Annotated in this window: 24 protein-coding genes; 10 read left to right on the top strand and 14 right to left on the bottom strand. The window is 66.9% G+C overall.

Features of this window, described 5'->3' with window-relative positions; genetic code table 11:
• Window positions 1-42 precede the first annotated feature (42 nt).
• Entirely contained in the window at window positions 43-1,053 is a 1,011-nt protein-coding gene (locus ABIC35_RS02145) for a LacI family DNA-binding transcriptional regulator (RefSeq protein WP_121078746.1), read from the top strand.
• A gap of 123 nt (window positions 1,054-1,176) precedes the next feature.
• Complete coding sequence (locus tag ABIC35_RS02140) at window positions 1,177-1,341, top strand: hypothetical protein (protein WP_183049445.1); 165 nt, start codon at window positions 1,177-1,179, stop codon at window positions 1,339-1,341.
• A gap of 6 nt (window positions 1,342-1,347) precedes the next feature.
• On the opposite strand, the gene ABIC35_RS02135 is transcribed toward ABIC35_RS02140, so the two are convergent.
• The gene (locus tag ABIC35_RS02135; protein WP_121078744.1) at window positions 1,348-2,643 is read right to left on the bottom strand and encodes an MFS transporter; all 1,296 of its coding nucleotides are present in this window, start codon (window positions 2,641-2,643) and stop codon (window positions 1,348-1,350) included.
• A gap of 111 nt (window positions 2,644-2,754) precedes the next feature.
• On the opposite strand from ABIC35_RS02135, the gene ABIC35_RS02130 reads away from it, so the two are divergent.
• From ABIC35_RS02130 to ABIC35_RS02110, 5 genes are all read left to right on the top strand, one after another.
• The gene (locus ABIC35_RS02130) at window positions 2,755-3,441 is read left to right on the top strand and encodes an APH(3') family aminoglycoside O-phosphotransferase (RefSeq protein ID WP_354278192.1); all 687 of its coding nucleotides are present in this window, start codon (window positions 2,755-2,757) and stop codon (window positions 3,439-3,441) included.
• Between the two features lie 169 nt (window positions 3,442-3,610).
• Window positions 3,611-4,165 (top strand): CDP-diacylglycerol--glycerol-3-phosphate 3-phosphatidyltransferase, encoded by a 555-nt coding sequence (gene pgsA / locus ABIC35_RS02125; RefSeq protein WP_121078742.1) that lies wholly within the window; start codon window positions 3,611-3,613, stop codon window positions 4,163-4,165.
• The gene (gene moaD / locus ABIC35_RS02120; RefSeq protein WP_121078740.1) at window positions 4,165-4,422 is read left to right on the top strand and encodes a molybdopterin converting factor subunit 1; all 258 of its coding nucleotides are present in this window, start codon (window positions 4,165-4,167) and stop codon (window positions 4,420-4,422) included. The genes pgsA and moaD overlap by 1 nt, the downstream gene beginning before the upstream one ends.
• Window positions 4,419-4,856, top strand: a complete 438-nt coding sequence (locus tag ABIC35_RS02115) for a molybdenum cofactor biosynthesis protein MoaE (protein ID WP_121078738.1) — start codon at window positions 4,419-4,421, stop codon at window positions 4,854-4,856. The genes moaD and ABIC35_RS02115 overlap by 4 nt, the downstream gene beginning before the upstream one ends.
• A 33-nt stretch (window positions 4,857-4,889) precedes the next feature.
• Complete coding sequence (locus ABIC35_RS02110) at window positions 4,890-5,192, top strand: ribbon-helix-helix domain-containing protein (protein WP_121078736.1); 303 nt, start codon at window positions 4,890-4,892, stop codon at window positions 5,190-5,192.
• 33 nt (window positions 5,193-5,225) lie between these two features.
• Here the strand turns inward: ABIC35_RS02110 and ABIC35_RS02105 are convergent, their stop codons facing one another.
• From ABIC35_RS02105 to ahpC, 3 genes are all read right to left on the bottom strand, one after another.
• Window positions 5,226-6,128, bottom strand: coding sequence for a hydrogen peroxide-inducible genes activator (locus ABIC35_RS02105; protein WP_354278190.1), 903 nt, complete (start codon window positions 6,126-6,128; stop codon window positions 5,226-5,228).
• A 107-nt stretch (window positions 6,129-6,235) separates the two neighbouring features.
• On the bottom strand, window positions 6,236-7,816 hold the full coding sequence (ahpF, locus tag ABIC35_RS02100; RefSeq protein ID WP_121078732.1) for an alkyl hydroperoxide reductase subunit F: 1,581 nt from the start codon (window positions 7,814-7,816) through the stop codon (window positions 6,236-6,238).
• A 131-nt stretch (window positions 7,817-7,947) separates the two neighbouring features.
• The gene (gene ahpC, locus ABIC35_RS02095) at window positions 7,948-8,511 is read right to left on the bottom strand and encodes an alkyl hydroperoxide reductase subunit C (RefSeq protein WP_066722263.1); all 564 of its coding nucleotides are present in this window, start codon (window positions 8,509-8,511) and stop codon (window positions 7,948-7,950) included.
• 155 nt (window positions 8,512-8,666) lie between these two features.
• Between ahpC and ABIC35_RS02090 the strand changes: the two genes are divergently transcribed.
• Window positions 8,667-9,260, top strand: a complete 594-nt coding sequence (locus ABIC35_RS02090; protein WP_121078730.1) for a hypothetical protein — start codon at window positions 8,667-8,669, stop codon at window positions 9,258-9,260.
• Here the strand turns inward: ABIC35_RS02090 and ABIC35_RS02085 are convergent.
• Entirely contained in the window at window positions 9,245-10,480 is a 1,236-nt protein-coding gene (locus ABIC35_RS02085; protein ID WP_183049444.1) for an acyltransferase family protein, read from the bottom strand. The two genes, ABIC35_RS02090 and ABIC35_RS02085, sit on opposite strands and share 16 nt — an antisense overlap.
• Before the next feature lie 88 nt (window positions 10,481-10,568).
• Complete coding sequence (locus ABIC35_RS02080) at window positions 10,569-11,342, bottom strand: sulfite exporter TauE/SafE family protein (protein ID WP_121078726.1); 774 nt, start codon at window positions 11,340-11,342, stop codon at window positions 10,569-10,571.
• A 155-nt stretch (window positions 11,343-11,497) separates the two neighbouring features.
• Between ABIC35_RS02080 and epsC the strand changes: the two genes are divergently transcribed.
• Both epsC and ABIC35_RS02070 read left to right on the top strand, forming a co-directional pair.
• On the top strand, window positions 11,498-12,187 hold the full coding sequence (gene epsC, locus ABIC35_RS02075; RefSeq protein ID WP_121078724.1) for a serine O-acetyltransferase EpsC: 690 nt from the start codon (window positions 11,498-11,500) through the stop codon (window positions 12,185-12,187).
• Complete coding sequence (locus ABIC35_RS02070) at window positions 12,187-12,525, top strand: DUF2794 domain-containing protein (RefSeq protein WP_121078722.1); 339 nt, start codon at window positions 12,187-12,189, stop codon at window positions 12,523-12,525. The genes epsC and ABIC35_RS02070 overlap by 1 nt, the downstream gene beginning before the upstream one ends.
• A gap of 38 nt (window positions 12,526-12,563) precedes the next feature.
• Here the strand turns inward: ABIC35_RS02070 and ABIC35_RS02065 are convergent, their stop codons facing one another.
• The 8 genes from ABIC35_RS02065 to pstC all read right to left on the bottom strand — a co-directional run bounded on the left by ABIC35_RS02065 (window position 12,564) and on the right by pstC (window position 20,169).
• Window positions 12,564-13,676: a hypothetical protein gene (locus ABIC35_RS02065; RefSeq protein ID WP_121078720.1), complete on the bottom strand. Its 1,113-nt coding sequence runs from the start codon at window positions 13,674-13,676 to the stop codon at window positions 12,564-12,566.
• A 71-nt stretch (window positions 13,677-13,747) separates the two neighbouring features.
• Window positions 13,748-14,638 (bottom strand): SDR family NAD(P)-dependent oxidoreductase, encoded by an 891-nt coding sequence (locus tag ABIC35_RS02060; RefSeq protein ID WP_121078718.1) that lies wholly within the window; start codon window positions 14,636-14,638, stop codon window positions 13,748-13,750.
• A 103-nt stretch (window positions 14,639-14,741) separates the two neighbouring features.
• Window positions 14,742-15,194: a hypothetical protein gene (locus ABIC35_RS02055; RefSeq protein ID WP_121078717.1), complete on the bottom strand. Its 453-nt coding sequence runs from the start codon at window positions 15,192-15,194 to the stop codon at window positions 14,742-14,744.
• A 125-nt stretch (window positions 15,195-15,319) separates the two neighbouring features.
• Entirely contained in the window at window positions 15,320-16,012 is a 693-nt protein-coding gene (gene phoB / locus ABIC35_RS02050) for a phosphate regulon transcriptional regulator PhoB (RefSeq protein WP_121078715.1), read from the bottom strand.
• A gap of 9 nt (window positions 16,013-16,021) precedes the next feature.
• Complete coding sequence (gene phoU / locus ABIC35_RS02045) at window positions 16,022-16,723, bottom strand: phosphate signaling complex protein PhoU (protein WP_121078713.1); 702 nt, start codon at window positions 16,721-16,723, stop codon at window positions 16,022-16,024.
• Complete coding sequence (gene pstB / locus ABIC35_RS02040; RefSeq protein WP_121078711.1) at window positions 16,723-17,499, bottom strand: phosphate ABC transporter ATP-binding protein PstB; 777 nt, start codon at window positions 17,497-17,499, stop codon at window positions 16,723-16,725. Before pstB ends, phoU begins: the two co-directional genes overlap by 1 nt.
• Window positions 17,499-18,800 carry a phosphate ABC transporter permease PstA gene (pstA, locus tag ABIC35_RS02035; RefSeq protein WP_121078709.1) on the bottom strand — a complete coding sequence of 434 codons (1,302 nt, stop codon included), beginning with the start codon at window positions 18,798-18,800 and terminating at the stop codon, window positions 17,499-17,501. Before pstA ends, pstB begins: the two co-directional genes overlap by 1 nt.
• Window positions 18,793-20,169 carry a phosphate ABC transporter permease subunit PstC gene (pstC, locus tag ABIC35_RS02030; RefSeq protein ID WP_121078707.1) on the bottom strand — a complete coding sequence of 459 codons (1,377 nt, stop codon included), beginning with the start codon at window positions 20,167-20,169 and terminating at the stop codon, window positions 18,793-18,795. The genes pstA and pstC overlap by 8 nt, the downstream gene beginning before the upstream one ends.
• Window positions 20,170-20,171: the final 2 nt, after the last annotated feature.

Here is a 20,171-nt window from a genome sequence, read left to right as displayed (position 1 = left end):
ATGTTGCAATGCCGAAATGACGCTTGTCGCGAAGGAGTGAGAATGGCCGGCCGTCCGACGATCAAGGAAGTCTCGAAGATCGCCGGCGTGTCGTTCAAGACCGTCTCCCGCGTGCTCAACAACGAAAAACATGTCAGCGAAGAGACGCGGCGGCGCGTCGAGGAAGTGGTGGCGCAGCTCAACTTCCGGCCGAGCCATGCCGCGCGCACGCTGGCAGGGCGGCGCTCGTTCCAGGTGGCGCTGCTCTACGACAATCCCAGCCCCTATTATGTCTTCCACATCCAGTCGGGTGCGATGGAGCGGTGCCATGAGCTTGGCTATCGCCTGCTGATGCAGCCGATCGACAGCAACGCGCCCGACATGGTGCCCGATGTGCTGGCGCTGGTCGACGAGGCGCATCTCGACGGACTGATCCTGTCGCCGCCACTGACCGAGATGCCCGAGCTGATCGAGGCGCTCGACAAGCGCAAGCTGCCCTATGTCCGCATCGCGCCGGGGCTGCGCAAGGATCACGGGCTGGCGACAACGATGAACGACGTAGCGGCGGCGCGCGAGATCACGCGCCATCTGCTCCAGCTCGGCCACCGCAAGATCGCCTTCGTGCGCGGCCCCGAGAGCCATGTTTCCTCCGCCGACCGTCTGGCCGGCTATCGCCAGGAGCTGGAGGCGCACGGCATCGCCTTCGATCCGGCGCTGGTGATCGCGGGCGATTATAGCTTCGCCTCGGGCGGTGCGGCGGCGCGGGCGCTGTTCGGCCACACGCCGCGGCCGACCGCGATCTTCGCGGGCAATGACGACATGGCCGCAGGCGCGCTGGCAGCCGCGCACGAGGCGGACATCGCAGTACCAGAGGCAATGTCGATCGCGGGGTTCGACGATTCGGACCTAGCGCGTGCGGTCTGGCCGCCGCTCACCACCATCCGCCAGCCGGTGCGCGAGCTTGCCTATGCGGCCGCGGATCTGATGCTGTCGGGGAACGCGGTGACGCCGCAGGTGATGCTGGAGCACGAGTTGATGGTGCGCGCCACGACGGGCCCCGCGCCGAAGGGCTGAGGTGCTCCACGATCCTCCCTGCGGGTAGGATCGCGACAACGACACGTCGCCATCCCGCCCCGGGACGCCGTTAACCATGGTTGCCGCTGGTCGAAATCGTAAACGGCGCGTTAACCTCGTGCCATGCAGCAGCCGTTTGCCCTTCGCGGCACCCGCCGCCATCCGTTCCGCCGCCATGTGCGGCAGGTGATCGTGCGCCAGCGCAAGGCGAGCGAAGACGGCGACGTGAAGCTCTTCGCGCTGAGCTTCACCGCCTTCTTCGTCTGCTTCTACACGTTCCTGCTATAGGCCCGGTTACTCCGGGCAGACGTCGCGACCGCGCGGCACGTCGCCTTCCTTGTGCAGCTTGCGCGCGCACCAGGCCGAGGCCAGCGCCAGCACCGCGACCACCCACAGCGCATCCTCGACAGCGACGCCCGGGATGCGGGTGAAGGCGAAGATGCCGACCGACCCCAGCACCATCGCGCCGGAATTGACGACGTTGTTCGCCGCGACGGTCCGGGCAGTCTGGGACTTTTCAACCGTGGTGGTCAGGAAGGCGTAGAGCGGCACCACGAACATGCCGCCGGTGGTGGCGATCATGATCAGGTCGCCCAGCGCATGCCACGCCGCCGGCATCTGGACGAAGTCCATCGTCTTGAGCAGCGGCCCTTCGTGGACCGGCCAGTAGCGGGCGGTGAAGTGGAAATCGATCACGAACACGGTCATCGCCAGCACCGAGGGCACGCAGTAGCGCGCCGACACATTGCCCTTCAGCAGCTTGTTGATGATCACCGATCCGATCGCGATGCCGATCGAGAAGATGCCGAGGAACACGCTCGCCACGTCCTTCTGGGCGTGGAACACGTTCTTGACCAGCGGCGGGAACAGCACGCCGAGCACCGCCGCGATCGACCAGAACACGCTGATCGACACGATCGCGAGGAACAGCCGGCGGATATGCATCGTCGCCGAGATCAGCCGGGCCGAGGCGCGGAAGATGTTGAGGTCGATCTCCAGATGCGTCAGCGGCGGCGCGGGCGGGATCTGCAGCGAGGCGATCCAGCCGACCAGCGCCACGCCGATCACCGCGAAGGCGGCGGCATGGGCACTGATCAGACCACCGGCGATGGTGCCGAACAGGATCGCCACATAGGTGCCGGCCTCGATCATGCCGGTGCCGCCCAGCACGTCGTCCTCGGCCAGGTGTTGCGGCAGCACCGCATATTTGATCGGCCCGAAAAAGGTGGAGTGCACCCCCATGCCGACCAGCGCGACCAGCATCAGCGGCAGGCTCTTGAGGAAGATGCCCGCCGCGCCGATCAGCATGATGCCGACTTCGGCCGCCTTGATGATCCGCATGATCTTCGCCTTGTCATGCGTATCGGCGAGCTGGCCGGCCAGCGCGGAGAAGAGGAAGAAGGGCAGGATGAAGATGCCGGTGGCGATCGCGCTGAACTGCGTCTCCTGCTCCACCGAGTTGAAAATCTGGTAGGTCGCGAAAAAGATCATCGCGTTCTTGAAGAGGTTGTCGTTGAACGCTCCCAGGAACTGCGTGATGAATAGGGGCAGGAAGCGGCGCTCCTTCATCAGCCCGAGCGCACCGATCATTCGATAATAGCTCCCCTCGCTGCGGTGTTCCGCACGGTGAGGGGGCGGCATACCGGGGGGCGGGCGCGGCTTCAATCGATTAATCGGTATGGTGCAGAACGAGGGGGGAACATGGGAAGGGAAGTGGCGATCGAGCCGGTGGCGGTATCCGCGGGGCTCGTCCCGCTGGTAGCCGGGCGGACCTGGTTTCGCGATCAGGTCGGCCAGTCGGGCTGCGCGGTCTATCGGCTGGTGCTGGAGGGGCAGGAGGACCTCTATCTGAAGATCGCGGGGGCAGAGACCCTGTCGGATCTGGTCGACGAAATGGCGCGGCTGCGCTGGCTCGGCGGGTACCTCCCCGTGCCGCCGCTGCATGGCTTCGGGCTGGAGTCGGGGGGCGGCTGGATGCTGACCGGGCGGCTGCCGGGGCGAACGGCCTATCAGCTGCTGGAGGAGGATCCTGCTGCTGCCCCGGCGCTGGCGGCATCGCTGGCCCGGTTCCTGCGCCGGCTGCACGCGATTCCGGTCGAACGCTGCCCGTTCAACGCCGGCCACGCGCTGCGGCTCGCGGCGGGGAGGGACAGGATGGAAGCAGGGCTGGTCGAGGAAGACGAGTTCGACGAAGCGCGGCTAGGCAGATCTGCGCGAGAGGTTTGGGACGAGATGCTCGCCGCCATTCCGCCCGCGTTCGATCGGGCGGTGACGCATGGCGACTTCTCGCTCGACAATCTGCTCGTGGTGCAGGGCGAGGTGACCGGCTGCATCGATCTGGGACGGGTGGGGATCGCCGACCCGTGGCAGGATCTCGCGATCCTCTGACACAGCCTGACGGAATTCGGCGAGGCGGCCGCCGAGGCGATGCTCCAAGCTTATGGAATTGCACTCGATCCGGCCAAGCTCGACTTCCATCTCCGGCTCGACGAATTCTTCTGAAGGCCCGGACCTTTGGCCCTCCCGTTGCGCCGAAGCCGGTGCTAGGGCTTTGTCGATGTTGACGTTGCCGAACATTCTCACGCTGTCGCGCATCTTCACGGTGCCGCTGCTGGTGTGGTTCCTCTGGTGGCCACACTGGGCCGTCGGATACGCGATCGCGTTCGCGCTCTACTGCCTTATGGGCGTCACCGATTATTTCGACGGCTATCTGGCCCGCGCGCAGGGGACGGTGTCGAAGCTCGGCGTGTTCCTCGATCCGATCGCCGACAAGATCATGGTGGCGGCCGTGATCCTGATCCTGGTGGGCAAGGGCGTGATCGCCGACTGGCACGTCATCGCGGCGCTGGTGATCCTGCTGCGCGAGATCGCGGTGTCGGGGCTGCGCGAGTTTCTGGGCGGCATCCAGGTCTCGGTGCCGGTCTCCCGTCTCGCCAAGTGGAAGACGACGTTGCAACTGGTGTCGCTGGGCGCACTCATCCTTTCGGGCGCTGTGCCGGACTGGGGCTGGGTGATGGTGGTGGGACTCACCACCCTGTGGGGCGCGGCGGTGCTGACGGCGATCACCGGCTGGGACTATCTCCGCGTCGGCCTGAGCCATATGGACAGCTGATGACGATTTCGATGCTCTACTTCGCCTGGGTGCGCGAACGGATCGGGGCCGGCGAGGAGAAGATCGATCCGCCCGAGGCGGTGCGCAACATCGCCGACCTGATCGACTGGCTTTCGCAGCAGAGCGACGGTCATGCCGCCGCCTTTGCCGAACCGGCCAAGCTTCGCGCGGCGATCGACCAGCGGTTCGTGCCGCTCGATGCGCTGCTGGGCAATGCACGCGAAGTCGCGATCTTCCCGCCGGTGACGGGCGGATGATCCGCGTCTCCGTCGATCCCGCGCCGATCGAGCTGGGCGTCGAAGTCGCGGCGCTGGAGGAGCGCGGCGCTGGCGGCGTCGCAACCTTTACCGGCGTGGTACGGACCGACGACGGCGTCGAGGCGCTGGAGCTGGAACACTATGCCGGCATGACCGAAGCGGCGCTCTGCGCGCTGGCCGAGGCTGCAATCGACCGCTGGAACCTGCTCGGCGTGACCATCGTCCACCGGGTCGGCCGCATGACGGCAGGCGAGCGGATCGTCTTCGTAGGCACCGCGGCGGCGCATCGGCGCGAGGCGCTGGAGGCCTGCGCCTATCTGATCGACCGGCTCAAGACCGACGCGCCCTTCTGGAAGCGCGAATGGCTGGCGGGCGGCACGCGCTGGGTGGAACCGCGCGCCACAGACACGGAGGCTGCCGCCGGCTGGGTGTAGGTGTCCTAGGTTTTGTGTGATATATGCGGAGACGTGAAGGCGTCAAAAACTCTCAGAATTCGCGTCACTGGGCAGCTCAGCGGCTTCGTTGCACGCAACGTGGGCGAGGACGGCCTGTTTGAAAACGCCAGCGAATACATCCGCCACTTGATCCGTCGCGACAAGGAGCAGGTGGAGCGAGAGATGTTCAACACGCTCAAAGCAGAGTTGCAGCGCGCCTTTGCGACGCCGGACGAGGGTTATGTCCTTGTGACCCGCGAAGGCTTACTGGAGCGTATTCACCAGCGGCGTGCAGATTTGGCGAGAGCCGCATCCACGTCGTCGATCGTCGAGTAGCGGAAAAGCTATTCTGGCGAGCCCGGCTTTCGCTTAATCGCGGGCCTGCGTCAGCACGTCCGCGAGCAGCCGGAAATCGCGCTCGCGCGGGGATGCCTTGCGCCAGACCAGCGCGATGTTGCGCGAGGCGTTGGCGGAATCCAGCGGCCGCGCCTTGACCGAGGTGTGTTCCAGGATGCCCGCATCCACCGCCATCTCCGGCAGCATCGTCACGCCCAGACCGTTGTCGACCATCTGCACCATGGTGTGCAGCGAGGTGCCGAGCATCGTCGCCTCGGCGCGCATCTCCGGGCGGTTGCAGGCGGCCAGCGCATGGTCCTTCAGGCAGTGGCCGTCTTCCAGCATCAGCAGCCGCGTCTCGTCGATCGCATCGGGATGGATCGTGGCGGTCGGGTCCATCTCACCGTCGCGGAAGGCGACGAACAGCCGGTCGTCGAACAACCGCGCGCTTTCCACGTCGCCGCAGGAAAAGGGCAAGGCGAGCAGCACGCAATCGGTGCGGCCATGGTTCAGCGCCTCGCAGGCCTGGCCGCTGGTTTCCTCGCGCAGATAGAGCTTCAGGTCGGGATATTGCTGGCGGAGCCTGGGCAGGATGCGCGGCAGCAGGAAGGGCGCGATGGTGGGGATGACGCTCATCCGCATCTCGCCCGATAGCGGACGGCCGGCAGCGCGGGCGAGGTCGCCCAGTTCGTCCGCCTCGCGCAGCACACGGCGGGCCTTCTCGACGATCCGCTCGCCGAGCGGCGTGAAGCGGACCACCCGGCGGGTACGCTCGACCAGCACGACGCCGATCAGCGTCTCCAGCTCGCGGATGCCGGCAGACAGGGTCGACTGCGTAACGAAGCACGCCTCCGCAGCGCGACCGAAATGGCCGGCGTCATGCAGCGCCACCAGATATTGCAGCTGCTTGAGGGTAGGGAGGTAAGTTTGCGCCACTGATCGCCTCTCTCGATGGTCGAGCGGGTATATAGTGGCTGGATCGAACATGGGAAGTGAATAGCCGCTCCCCCGATCGCACCGGGCGACCAGGGGAGCGCAGGGGCTCAGGCGGCAACAGCCTGAAGTTCTTCTTCCGGCAGGCGGATCATGTAATCGAAGGCCGAGAGCGCCGCGGTCGAACCCGCGCCCATCGCGATCACGATCTGCTTGTACGGCACGGTGGTGCAGTCGCCCGCCGCGAAGATGCCGGGCTGGCTGGTCTCGCCGCGCGCATCGATCTCGATCTCGCCGCGCTGGGTGAGCGCCACCGCGTCCTTCAGCCATTCGGTGTTGGGCACCAGGCCGATCTGGACGAAGATGCCTTCCAGCTCGATGTCATGCTCGGCGCCGCTGTTGCGGTCCTTGTAGCTGAGACCCGAGACCTTCTCGCCGTCGCCATTGACCTTGGTGGTCATCGCCGAGGTGAGAATCTTGACGTTGGGCAGGCTGGCGAGCTTGCGCTGCAGCACCGCGTCGGCGCGCAGTTGGCTGTCGAACTCGATGAGCGTGACATGGGCAACGATACCGGCCAGGTCGATTGCGGCCTCGACACCCGAGTTGCCGCCGCCGATCACCGCGACGCGCTTGCCCTTGAACAGCGGGCCGTCGCAGTGCGGGCAGTACGCGACGCCCTTGTTGCGATACTCGTCCTCGCCGGGGACGTTCATCTGCCGCCAGCGTGCACCGGTGGAGAGGATGACCGCCTTGGCCTTCAGGCTCGCGCCATTGGCCAGCACCACTTCGTGCAGGCCGCCTTCGCGCTTGGCCGGGATCAGCTTCTCGGCGCGCTGCAGATTCATGACGTCGACATCATAGTCCTTCACATGCTGCTCGAGCTGCGCGACCAGCTTGGGGCCTTCGGTGTGCGAGACCGAGATGAAATTCTCGATGCCCATGGTGTCGAGCACCTGGCCGCCGAAACGCTCGGCCGCGACACCCACGCGGATGCCCTTGCGCGCGGTGTAGATCGCCGCGGCTGCACCAGCAGGGCCGCCGCCGATGATCAGCACCTCGAACGGGTCCTTCTGCTTGATCTTCTCGGCCGCGCGGGCTTCGGCGCCGGTGTCGATCTTGGCGACGATCTGCTCGAGGTCCATCCGGCCCGAGGCGAAGGGCTCGCCATTCAGATACACGGTCGGCACGGCCATGACCCTGCGGCCCTCGACCTCTTCCTTGAACAGCGCACCGTCGATCGCGACGTGGCGGATATTGGGGTTGAGCACCGCCATCAGGTTCAGCGCCTGCACCACATCCGGGCAGTTCTGGCACGACAGCGAGAAATAGGTCTCGAAACTGAAATCGCCCTCGATGTTGCGAACCTGCTCGATCAGTTCCTGCGCCGCCTTGCTGGGGTGGCCGCCAACCTGGAGCAGGGCGAGCACCAGCGAGGTGAACTCATGCCCCATCGGGATGCCGGCGAAGCGGACGCCGATATCGGTGCCCTTGCGGCGGATCATGAAGCTGGGCTTGCGCTTGTCGTCGGCGTGGACGAGGTCGATCTTGTCGGAAAGCGCGGCGATGGCCGCCAGCAGCTCGCCCAGCTCGCGCGACTTGGCGTCGTCGCCCAGGCTGGCGACGAGCTCGATCGGCTCGCGGATGTTCACGAGATAGCCCTTGAGCTGCTGCGTCAGAGTGGCGTCGAGCATGGGAAAACTCCTGTATCTTCTACTAAAACGCCCCGGAGCGGAGGGGGGATCCGCTCCGGGGCGCAACCGGCGCCCGCAAGGGGGGCAGGGGCGGGCGCCGTACTCTGTGACCCTCCGAAGAGAATCGGGTCTTAGATCTTGCCGACCAGGTCGAGCGACGGCGCGAGGGTCTCGGCGCCTTCTTCCCACTTGGCGGGGCAGACTTCGCCCGGGTGGGCGGCGACATACTGCGCGGCCTTGATCTTGCGGAGCAGTTCCTGGGCGTTGCGGCCAACGCCTTCCGAAGTGACTTCCATGATCTGGATCACGCCGTCCGGGTCGACCACGAAGGTGCCGCGGTCGGCCAGGCCCTGACCCGCACGCAGAACGTCGAAGTTGTTCGAGATGGTGTGGTTCTGGTCGCCCAGCATGTAGTAGTTGATCTTGCCGATCGCGGGCGAGGTGTCGTGCCACGCCTTGTGGCTGAAGTGGGTGTCGGTCGAAACCGAGTAGACTTCAACGCCCATGCCCTGCAGGGTCGGGTAGATATCGGCCAGGTCTTCCAGCTCGGTCGGGCACACGAAGGTGAAATCCGCCGGGTAGAAGAAGAAGACCGCCCACTTGCCCTTCACGTCGGCGTCGGTGACTTCGACGAACTTGCCTTCCTTGTAGGCCTGTGCGGTGAACGGCTTGATGGTGCTGCCGATAAGAGCCATGAGTGTTGTTCCTCCAGAACGGGGGTTGCTGTTGCGAAGCCGGATATAGGCGGCCGCGCAGGGTCTGTGAAATTGGAAGACCCGCTTGGGCTGATCGAGTATATCACTCAGTGGTGCAACATTAATCGAGGCGGTCGAGGAATCAGGAGGCTGCGATGGGGCGCGAAGCGATCGTCCAAGCCGAAGTCGGCAGCGCGGCGGGGGAGGTGAAGCTGCTGCTGGAAGCAGATGCGCTGATCCTGCGCGGCGCCATTCGCCGGCACTTCGCCCGATCAAGGCTGGAGTCGCTTCGCATGGACTCGGGCTTGCTATGCTTCGACTATGCCGGAGAGTCGGTGGCGCTGCATCTCGGCGCGTCTGCAGCGGCGAAGTGGATGGCGGCGATCCAGCAAGTGCCGCCGTCGCTCCGCGAGAAGCTCGGGCTGGCACGAGACCGGGCATATTGGGTCGGCCTACCCGCTACCGAACCCGAACTGGTTGCGGCGATCGACGGCGCCTGCGCCTCGTCACCGAATGAGGCGGCGGTGCTCCTGGGCATGGTCGAGCAGTCCGCCGATCTCGACGCGCTGATCGCCTCGCAACCGCTGCCGGCGCGCCTGCCTTTGTGGGCTTTTTATCCGAAGGGTAAAGGCGTGTCCTTCGGTGACGCGGCGATTCGAACGGCGCTGCGCGGGGCGGGCTATCGAGACACCAAGAGTTGCGCGGTATCTGCGCGGCTGACCGCCACGCGCTATTATCCGCGCGATTGAACCCCGGCGGTTTCCGCCGTCCCGGCCGCGGTGCGCGCGGCTGCCGGCCGCAGGCGCTCGCCGACCCGCTTGCCGAAGCGCCATGCCGGGCGCTCGATCAGCAGATAGGTGGCCGCGGTGATCAACACGATCAGCACCGCGAGCACTGGGATCAGCAGCGGCAGCGCTGCCACCGGGATCACCTGAACGATTGGCGTCGCATCGACGAACAGCACGTTCAGCAGGATGCCGTGGAGCAGATAGATGCCGAACGATACCTCCCCCACGACGGCAGCGCCAGGCAGCGAGAAGATGCCGCCGAAGCGGTTTCCCGCTGCCACGCAGCAGAAGAAGAAGGCGAAGGGGAAGAAGGCCGGGGTAAGCCCATGGTCGAACAGCGTCACGGCCGGGATCATCGCCAGCGTGGCGATGATCGCCGCGGTCCGTGAGGCCAGCCAGCGCCGGACGGCATCACGGGCGCAGAGCTCATAGGCCAGCATGCCCGCGGCGAAGAGTGGCCAGAAGGAGAGCAGGCCCGGCGCGAAGTGCAGGAAATGGGCGACGATGCCTACCAGCAGTACGCCAACGGGCACGGTCCAGCTCGGCAGCTTCATCGCCTTGGCAAGCTGCAGTGCCAGCGCAACTGCGGGCAGCAGGATCAGGTAGAACAGCCATTCCTGCCAGAGCGACCAGAGCACGAGCGCGTTGACCAGCCCGCTATCGGCATAGCCCATGATCGGGACTTCGCGATGCGCGCTGATCCATTCCAGCGCGGCGCGGGGATAGCCGGCATCGGGCCGTGCGCCGGTCCGCAGCATGATCACCAGCGAGATGATCAGGAACGACACCGCTACCAGCGGCACGATGCGGAAGAAACGGCCGATATAGACCTTCGGCCAGAAGACGTTGCCGATCCCCTTCAGCGCGGTGGGGTAGAAGACCAGCCCGGTGATCATGAAGAACAGCGCCACTGCGCCCGCGCCGAGTTGATTGACGATCGCCAGGTTCGCCGCCGACCAGGGCTGGCCGAACACGACGACGTGTGTCCAGATCCAGAAATGATGGCTGAGCACCGACAGGGCGAGGAAGCCGCGCAGCCCGTCGATATTGCCGAAGCGCGGGCCCATGGGAACCGGAAAGCCGAACCGCCGCAGCGCACCGCCGGCAAGTACCGCGGCGAGGAGCGAAAGAGGATAGAAGAGGAAGAAGCTGAACGTGAAGGGGTCGGCCGAAAGACTCACGTCGGTTAAACCTCTCATCGCGGAGATAGCGCTGCCATGCGTATCATGCGGCCACCCGCTTTGCACGTGCGGCGCGCGCGAAACGAGTTCAGGCGAGCGCCCGATAGAGACTGAACGCGCTGGTTGCGGTCAGCACGATGCCGACAAGGCTCAGCAACAGCCGCACCGGCATGCGCTTGGCGAACATCGCCCCGAACGGTGCCGCAACCACGCCGCCGATCAGCAGCCCCAATACCGGGTGCCAAAAATCGGGCGTGAAGCCCTGCGCGCCGATATGGAACAGGAACGTCGCCGAGATGGTCAGCGTCAGGAAGAACTCGGTGGTGTTCACCGTGCCGATCGTCGTGCGCGGCTGCGCGCCCTGGACAAGCAGGTTGCTGGTCACCACCGGCCCCCAGCCGCCGCCGCCCGCCGCATCGAGGAACCCGCCGGCTAGGCCCAGCGGCTCGACGATCTTCGGCTCGCGGGGATGCGGGGCGAAGCGGATCGCGCGGAACAACAGATAGAGCCCGATAGCGGAGAGATAGGCCATCACGAACGGCCGAGTCACGGAGGCGTCGAGCGTCGTCAGCACATAGGCGCCGAGCACGCCGCCGATAATGCCGGGGATCAGCAGCCGCGCGAACAGTCGCCAGTTGACGTTGCGGTGCAGGACATGGCTGAGCCCGGAGACCCCGGTCGTCATCGTCTCGACCAGATGGACGCCGGCCGAGGCGGTGGCAGGCGCGATGCCCAGCACGCTCACCAGCAGCGTGCTCGAAATCACCCCGAATGCCATGCCGAGCGCGCCGTCCACCAGCTGGGCGGCGAAACCGACGGCGACATAGGGCAGCATTTCGGCGAGCGTGATTCCGGCGAACATCCATGCCCCTGTTGCGGCGGTCTTCCTCCCGAAATGGCGGGTTCCGCCAAATCCCACAACCCCGATAGTGTATGAACGGGACCGGCATGCCGCGGGGCGATGCTGGAAATCTTGGCCATGCTCCCCTATTTTGCGGGCTGCAAAGGGGTCCGGCCATGTACCAGCGTCTCAAGCGCTATCTCGATTCGATTCATGCGCGCGATCCAGCGCCGCGCAGCCGGCTGGAAATCCTGCTCTATCCGGGCGTCTGGGCGCTCGGCTATCACCGCATCGCGCACGCGCTGTTCCGCCGCCGCTTCTTCTTCCTCGCCCGGCTGGTCAACCACTGGGCGCGCTGGATGACGGCGATCGACATCCATCCCGGCGCGACGATCGGCGACAATTTCTTCATCGACCACGGCTTCGTCGTGATCGGCGAGACCGCGATCATCGGCGACAATGTCACCATCTACCAGTGCGTGACGCTGGGCGGCACCAGCCCGGACAACGGCGTGGGCGGCAAGCGCCACCCGACCCTGCTCGACGGCGTGATCATCGGTTCGGGCGCGCAGGTGCTGGGGCCGATCACCGTGGGCGAGCGGGCGCGGATCGGCGCCAACGCCGTCGTCACCAAGGACGTGGCACCCGGCGCGGTGATGGTGGGTATCCCCGCCAAGCCGACGTTGGTCGAGGCGGTGACCTGGCAGAAGGATTTCGTGCCCTATGGCACGCCGTGCAGCGACGTGTTCGATCCCTCCACCCAGAAGCTGGAATTGATGCGCTGCGAACTCGACACGCTGCGCAAGCGGCTCGACGCGGTGATTGCCGAGCGTGCGACCGATGCCGAACGGCGCGACCGCGCCTGATGGGGACCGTCACGCCGCTTCCTCTCGCGCGCCCTGAGCAGGTCGGCTTCGACCGCCTCGAACTCAACCGGATCCTCGATCTCTACGGCCGGATGGTCGCGGCCGGGCACTGGCGCGATTATGCGATGCAGTTCGAGAAAGACTTCGCCGCCTTCGCCGCCTTCCGCCGCGCCGCCGAGCGGCCCGAATTCCGGATCGAGAAGCGGCCGTCGCTGCGCAACCGCCAGGGCATGTGGGCGCTGATCAACGAAAGCGGTGCGGTGCTCAAGCGTGGGCATGAGCTGGGCCCGGTGCTGGCGCCGGTCGAGCGGCGGCTGATGAAGCTGGTGGAAGAGTAAGGTACCGGCCCTCCCCACGAGGAGGGCCGGCATCAGGATCAGGCCAGCGCGCCCTGCTGGGTCGGCGGCAGGCGGCGAGCGAAGTCGCCAAGGATTCCGACGGCGGCGCGGCGCATCGGGTGCCAGAAGGCGGAGAGCGACAGCAGCGCCGACCCGATCACCAGCCCGGTGAACGCCGCGCTCAGCTCGACTGCGCCGCTCTGGTGGAACAGCGAGTACATCGCCCACAGCACATAGGCGAGGCTGGAGACGAGCAGCGCGCGGCGGTCCACCGCCAGTGCGACGAAGGCGAAGAACAGGTAGAGCGCGAAGACCAGCGCCGCCATCGGCGCGCCGATCTCGCCGTCGAACACGCCGAGCATGTGGAACACCGGGTGCGCAATCAGCGGCGCGGCGGCGAGGTGCAGCCAGAAGGCGACGTCGGCGCGACGGGTACGGCGCTCGAGATCGGTCATGTCCCAGCGCATCGCCGCGATGAACGTCGCGATGCCGCCGACCAGCAGGATCGCATTGACCCACTCCTTGGCAGCGGGGATCAGGGACGTGATCAGCCCAACCGAAATCCCGACCACGGCCAGTGCCCCGGCAGCGACAGTGATCGGCACCATGAAGCGGCGCCAGTGCACCCAGGCGGCGACGGCGGTGAGCGTGCCGGCAACGGCCGCGATTACGCCGGCGATCCGCTCGCGCTGGGGTTCCGTGGTGATGTGCAGCGCGGTTTCGATCCACGGGATGTTGATCACGATCAGTCCGGCGATCGTGGCGCCTGCGCCCGCGACGAAGCCGAGCAGCAGCAGGATCGAGGGAAGGGCGAGCCGGCGCCGCGCGGTGAAATATTCCGCCAGCATCCAGCTGGTCGCCGCCACGGCTGCGCCGCCGCCGATCAGGTTCGCGCCGACGATGCGCGGCTCGGGACCGCTGCCGACGAGCGCCTGCACCAGGCTCCCGCCCAGCTTGCCGATCGCCAGCAGGATCAGCGCCGCCGCGATGGTGACGAAGATGTCGTTGAAGCCGCTCAGCAGCCGGAAATGCTCCTCGTCCACCGCGGGCGTTGCCCGGCTGGCGGCGACATAGTTGCGGAACGCCGTCGCGGCATCGGGGGTAAGTGCCCCCGCCTCCACGGCGCCTGCCAGTTCGCTTTCGCTATACATCGGCAATCCTCCTTCGTGCCGAGAAGAATGCCACGAGTGTATTGCTGATGCAATACGGTGATGCGCGGGGCCTAATGCTGCAATTTGCTGAGGATCGCCATGGTCTGCTCGGCGCCCGATCCGGGCACGATCTCGCGGGTGCGGTCGATGATCTGCGCCCATTGCGCGGCGACGGACTCCGGCGTGGGCTCGGCCAGCACCGCGCCTGGCGTGAGGGTGATATAGGCTGCCTGCACCAAGCCCGCGCCGGCGCCGACGATCATGTTGCTGGGCGCGTCCTCCGACACCAGAAACAGCGCGGCGGGGGCGACATGCTCCGGCGCAAAAGCAGCGAACGCGGCTTCGGGGAAGAGGTCCTCGGTCATCCGCGTGCCCGCGACCGGCGCGATGGTATTGACGCGGATGCCGTGCTTGGCACCTTCAAGGTGCAGCGTCTTGGTGAGGCCGGCGAGGCCGAGCTTGGCTGCACCGTAATTCGCCTGGCCGAAATTGCCGAACAGCCCGGTCGAGGACGCGGTCATCAGGATGCGGCCATAGCCCTGCTCGCGCATTGGCTCCCACACCGCCTTGGTGGCATTGGCCGAGCCGATCAGATGGACGTCGACGACGAAGGCGAAATCCTCGGGCGTCATCTTGGCGAAGCTCTTGTCGCGGAGCACGCCGGCATTGTTGATCAGGATGTCGATTCGGCCCCAGCGCGCCTTGGCTGCCTCGGCCATCGCGACCATCGCCGCGGCATCGGTGACGCTACCGCCGTCGGCGATCGCCTCGCCGCCGAGTGCTTCGATTTCGGCGACCACCGCGCGGGCGGCATCGGAATGGCCCGACCCGTCGCGGCTCGCGCCCAGGTCGTTCACCACGACATGCGCGCCGCGCTTGGCGAGTTCCAGCGCATAGGCGCGGCCGATCCCGCCGCCGGCACCGGTAACGATGGCGACGCGGTTGTCGAAGCGAATGGTCATGGGCGATGCTCTCCAACAAGGTTTTGCGGAGAGCCTAGGGGAGGTTGGCCAGGACGCCAACCTTGCTCCCCTCCCGCGGGCGGGAGGGGAGGAGGCATGGGACTTACTTGCCGCCGGGCTGGCGGCAATGGTCCTTCACGGTACGCGAGCAGCGCGGATAGCTTGCCGGATCAGACGGCGGCGGTGCGGCCGCAGCGGCCGGAGCAGGCGCCGCTGCGGGCGGCGGCGGTGCTGCAGCGTCAGCTGGTGCCGGCGGTGCAGGCGGTGCGCCCGGCGCGGTCGTGCCCGGGGGCGGCGGCGGCGAGGGGGCCACGCCCGAACCCGGCGGGGGCGGGGGCGGCGGGGGCGGCGTGGCTTCGCCGGCGCCGGTCGTGCCGTTCATCGGGGCGGGCGGGGCGGCGGGATCGGTCTGCGGGGTCGTCTGGCCCTGCATTGGCGCCGCCGGCGGGGCGGGCTGGGCCTGGGTCTGGTCCGGCGTCGTCTGCTGCGCCGGCATATCCTGCGCGATGGCGGTGCCGCTAAGGACCATCGCCGAGGCGAGAAGCATCCACTTCATTGTGTGTCTCCTTCTTCATGAAAGACGAGGTGCGAACGTCCGCCGCGGCGGATTGTTGCAACCACGTTTCCGAGAAGCAGGAGTCGGGGCACGGCAATCCAACGCCGCCGCGCCCCGATTTCGGCTCAGTTCCCCGCGTCGAGCGCGTATCCGGCCGAGCGGACGGTGCGGATGATGTCCGGCCTATTGCCCCTATTGATCGCCTTGCGGAGGCGGCGGATATGGACGTCGACGGTGCGCGATTCGATGTCGCTGTCATGCCCCCAGACCGCATCGAGCAGCCGCTCGCGCGAAAACACCCAGCCCGGATGCTCGAGAAAATGCTTGAGCAGGCGGAACTCGGTCGGCCCGAGCTGGATCACCTCGCCGCCGCGGCGGACCTTGTGGCCCACCGTGTCCATCTCGATGTCCGAATAGGTCAGCGCCTCGCCGGCCAGTGCCGGGCGCACGCGGCGCAGCACTGCGCCGACCCGCGCGACCAGCTCGCGCGGCGAGAAGGGCTTAGTGACATAATCGTCGGCGCCGGTCTCGAGCCCGCGGACGCGGTCTTCTTCTTCGCCGCGCGCCGTCAGCATGATGATCGGCACGTTCGCCGTCTCCGGCATGCGACGCAGCCGACGGCACACCTCGATGCCGGACAGCCCCTCGACCATCCAGTCGAGCAGCACGATGTCCGGCGTCGCCTCCTTGGCGAGGAGCAGGGCTTCCTCGCCATCGGGGGTGTGCTTCACTTCATAGTCTTCGCGCTTGAAATGCCAGGTGACGAGCTCCGCGATCGCGGCATCGTCTTCCACCAGCAGCATCTTGACCCGTGCCATATGTTCCCCTCAGCTCCCGCTGCTTTCGCCGGCTTCCGCCTCGGCGAGATAGTGCCCGGTCGCGGCAAAATAGACCATTTCGGCGACGTTGGTTGCGTGGTCGCCGATCCTCTCCAGATTCTTGGCGACGAACAGCAGGTGCGCGACCTGGCTGATCGTGCGCGGATTCTCGACCATGAAGGTCACCAGCGTGCGGAAGATCGAATCGTAGAAATCGTCGAGCGCGGTATCGCTGGCATGCACCTCGGCCGCCGCCTTGGCATCGCGCGCCGAAAAGGCGTCGAGCGCGGCGCGGACCATGTCGGCGGCGATCTGGCCCATCGCGGGCAGCACCGACACCGCCTCGATCCGCTCCTCGCCCTCGGCATGAATCATCGGCACGCGCTTGGCGATGTTCTTGGCATAATCGCCGATCCGCTCGATCACCGCGGCGATCTTGAGCGCGGCGATCACCTCGCGCAGATCGTCCGCCATCGGCGCGCGCAGCGCGATGACGCGGACGACGAGCTTTTCCAGCTCGGCCTCGATCGCGTCGATCTGCTTGTCCTTCTTGCGGACGGTCTTGGCGAGCGCCTCGTCGCCGCGCTGCAGCGCCTTCATCGCGTCGTAGATCGCCTGTTCGGCAAGCCCGCCCATCTGCGAGATCAGCGCGCGCAGCTGGCTGATGTCCTGATCGAACGCCTTGACCGTATGTTCGTGGGCCCCTGCCATCAGCCATACCTTCCGGTGATATAGTCCTTCGTGCGCTCCTCGCGGGGGGCGGTGAAGAGGTTGTCGGTCTCGCCATATTCGACCAGCTGGCCGAGATGGAAGAAGGCGGTGCGCTGCGAGACGCGCGCGGCCTGCTGCATGTTGTGCGTGACGATCACGATCGCGTAGCGCCCGCGCAGCTCGTGGATCAGCTCCTCGATCTTGGCGGTGGCGATCGGATCGAGCGCGCTGGCCGGCTCGTCCATCAGGATCACTTCGGGATCGACCGCGATCGCGCGCGCGATGCACAGCCGCTGCTGTTGGCCGCCGGAAAGGGCGGTGCCGCTGTCGGACAGGCGGTCCTTCACTTCCTCCCACAGCCCCGCGCGCTTCAGCGAGCGCTCGACAATGCCTTCCAGATCGCTCTTGGACGACGCCAGGCCGTGGATGCGCGGGCCATAGGCGACATTCTCGAAGATCGACTTGGGGAAGGGGTTCGGCTTCTGGAACACCATGCCGACGCGGGCGCGCAGCTGCACCACGTCCATGTCGTCGGCATAGATGTCCGCGCCGTCCAGCGTAATCTCGCCGCTCACCCGCGCGCTGGCGATGGTGTCGTTCATCCGGTTGAAGGTGCGCAGGAAGGTCGACTTGCCGCAGCCCGACGGGCCGATGAACGCAGTGACCTTGTCCATGTCGACGTCGATCGACACGTCCTTCACGGCCTGTTTCTGGCCGTAGAACACGCTGACGCCGCGGGCCGACATCTTGTGGGGGGCGGGGGAGGCGACGGTCATTACCAGCGGGTCTCGCACTTGTTGCGGAGGTAGATGGCGAGCCCGTTCATCGCGAGCAGCACCGCGAGCAGCACCAGGATCGCGGCGCTCGTCTTCTCGACGAAGCCGCGGCTGACCTCGTCGGACCAGAGGAAGATCTGCACCGGCAGCACCGTCGACGGATCGGTGAAGCCGCCCGGCGCGGTGACGATGAAGGCGCGCATGCCGATCAGCAGCAGCGGCGCGGTCTCGCCCAGCGCGCGGGCCATGCCGATGATCGTGCCGGTGAGGATGCCCGGCATCGCCAGCGGCAGGACATGGTGGAATACCACCTGGATGGGGCTCGCGCCAATGCCGAGCGCGGCGTCGCGGATCGACGGCGGCACGCCCTTGATCGCGTTGCGGCTGGCGATGACGATGACGGGCATGATCATCAGCGCGAGCGTCACGCCGCCGACCAGCGGCGCCGAGCGCGGGAGCATCGGGCCGAACGTATGACCGCCGATTTGCCAAGTGCCGAGGAACACCGCGAGCCCGAGCAGGCCGAAGATGATCGAGGGCACCGCCGCGAGATTGTTGATCGAGACCTCGATCAGGTCGGTCCAGCGGTTCTTGGGCGCATATTCCTCGAGATAGATCGCCGAGAGCACGCCCACCGGGAAGGCGATCAGGAAGGTGACCGCCATGGTGAGCAGCGAACCCTTGAGCGCGCCCCACACGCCGACCGCGACAGGGTCGGTCGAATCCGATTCGCTGAGGAACGTCCAGTTGAAGCCGCGGCGGATCGCGCCCTGCTTGGTCAGCCGGGCTACCCCGGCTTCCATCGCCGGATCCCCGTCGCCGGCCAGCGCACGGTCGAAACCGGTGGCGGCGGGGACGTATACGGTCGCGCGCCGCTCGAGCAGCGACGGATCGCGCTTCACCGCGCTGCGCACCGCCAGCCAGGCGCTGGGGGCGAGATAGGTCGGGCCCTCGGTCCCGAAGGCGCGCGTGGCGGCATTGTCCACCACGTCCTCCAGACCCGCGCTCGCCAAGGCGAGATCGGCGGCGGGGGTGGCGAGCTGCGCGCGCTCGATCTTGAGCCCGTCGGCCCGGAGGTCGATCGGCAGCGCCAGCTCGGTGACGGTGAAGCCGCGCCAGCCCTGCGCCACCATGGTGAGCAGCAGGAAGCCGAGGAACGCCGCCGACAGGATCACCGCCCCCGCGCCGAGCGCGCGGAAACGACGTTCGGCGGCATAGCGACGGCGGATGCGCTTCTGCATCGCCGGGCTCGTCCAGTCGGTCGGCCGGCGTTCGGCCAGCGGGGCGGCGGGCTTATTCATAGGCTTCGCGATACTTCTTCACGACGCGCAGCGCGACGATGTTGAGCAGCAGGGTGATCACGAACAGCGTCAGGCCCAGCGCGAAGGCGGCGAGCGTCTTGGGGCTGTCGAACTCGGCCTCGCCCGTCAGCAGGTCGACGATCTGCTTGGTGACGGTGGTGGCGCTCTGCAGCGGGTTGAGCGTGATCGTCGCGGCGCCCGAGGCGGCCATCACCACGATCATCGTCTCACCGATCGCGCGGCTCACCGCGAGCAGCACGCCCGCCACCACGCCCGGTAGCGCTGCGGGGACGAGCACGCGCGAGATCGTCTCGCTGGTGGTCGCGCCCATCGCCAGGCTGCCGTCGCGCATCGAGGTCGGCACGGCAGCGAGCGAGTCGTCGGCCATCGAGGAGACGAACGGGATGATCATCACGCCCATCACCAGCCCGGCCGCCAGCGCGCTTTCGGACGAGGCAAAGGGGTCGCCGAGCAGCACCGCGAGCTTGCGCACGGCAGGGGCAACGGTAAGCGCGGCGAAATAGCCATAGACGACGGTGGGTACGCCCGCGAGCATCTCCAGCGTCGGCTTCATCCAGCGCCGCGTGGTCGGCGAGGCATATTGGGTGAGGTACACCGCGCTCATCAGCCCGAACGGAATGGCGACCAGCATCGCGATCACCGCGCCGATGAAGAAGGTGCCCCAGAACAGCGGCACCGCGCCGAGCGAGGCGCCGGGATCCTTCGCGTCGATCACCTGCGGGCTCCAATGGGTGCCGAACAGGAACTGGGTGATCGGCACCTGGCCGAAGAAGCGCAGCGATTCCCAGAAGAGCGAGACGAAGATGCCGATGGTGGTGAAGATCGCGATCAGCGAGGCGACCAGCAGCCCCATCATCAGCGTGCGCTCCACCTTGGAGCGGGCGCGGAAATCGGCGCGGATGCGGCTGAGCGCAAAGGCGGCGCCGGCAAAAGCGAGCAGCACGGCGGCTGCGGTGCCGGTCCAGGCATAGCGGCTGCTGGCGGCGCGCACCACCGGGGCGAGCTGGCGGGCGAGGGGATCGGCCTCTGTCTCGTACGGGTTCTTCGCCACGGCGCGCGCCTGGGCGAGCACCGAGTCGCGCTCGAAGGCGAAGTCGGACAGGCCGGTGGCGGCGGGGCTCTGCAGCACGGTCTGGCGGACCAGCCCCGGGCTGATCCCCGACCAGACGACCAGGAACAGCAGCGGCGGCAGGATCGTCCACATGCCGACGAACCAGCCATGCTGTGCCGGCAGCGAATGGAGCCGCTTGGCGCCACCGCGATCGAAGCGCAGCGCACGGGCGCGCGCCGTCAGCCAGCCGATCAGCCCCAAGCCGAGAATCAGGAACAGTAACGCGAAGGGGTTCACCG

This window comes from Sphingomonas trueperi (assembly GCF_040545965.1).
Taxonomy (GTDB): Bacteria; Pseudomonadota; Alphaproteobacteria; order Sphingomonadales; family Sphingomonadaceae; genus Sphingomonas; species Sphingomonas trueperi_C.
Note: the sequence above shows the minus strand (reverse complement) of the source record. Positions and strands in the feature narration are given on the sequence as shown.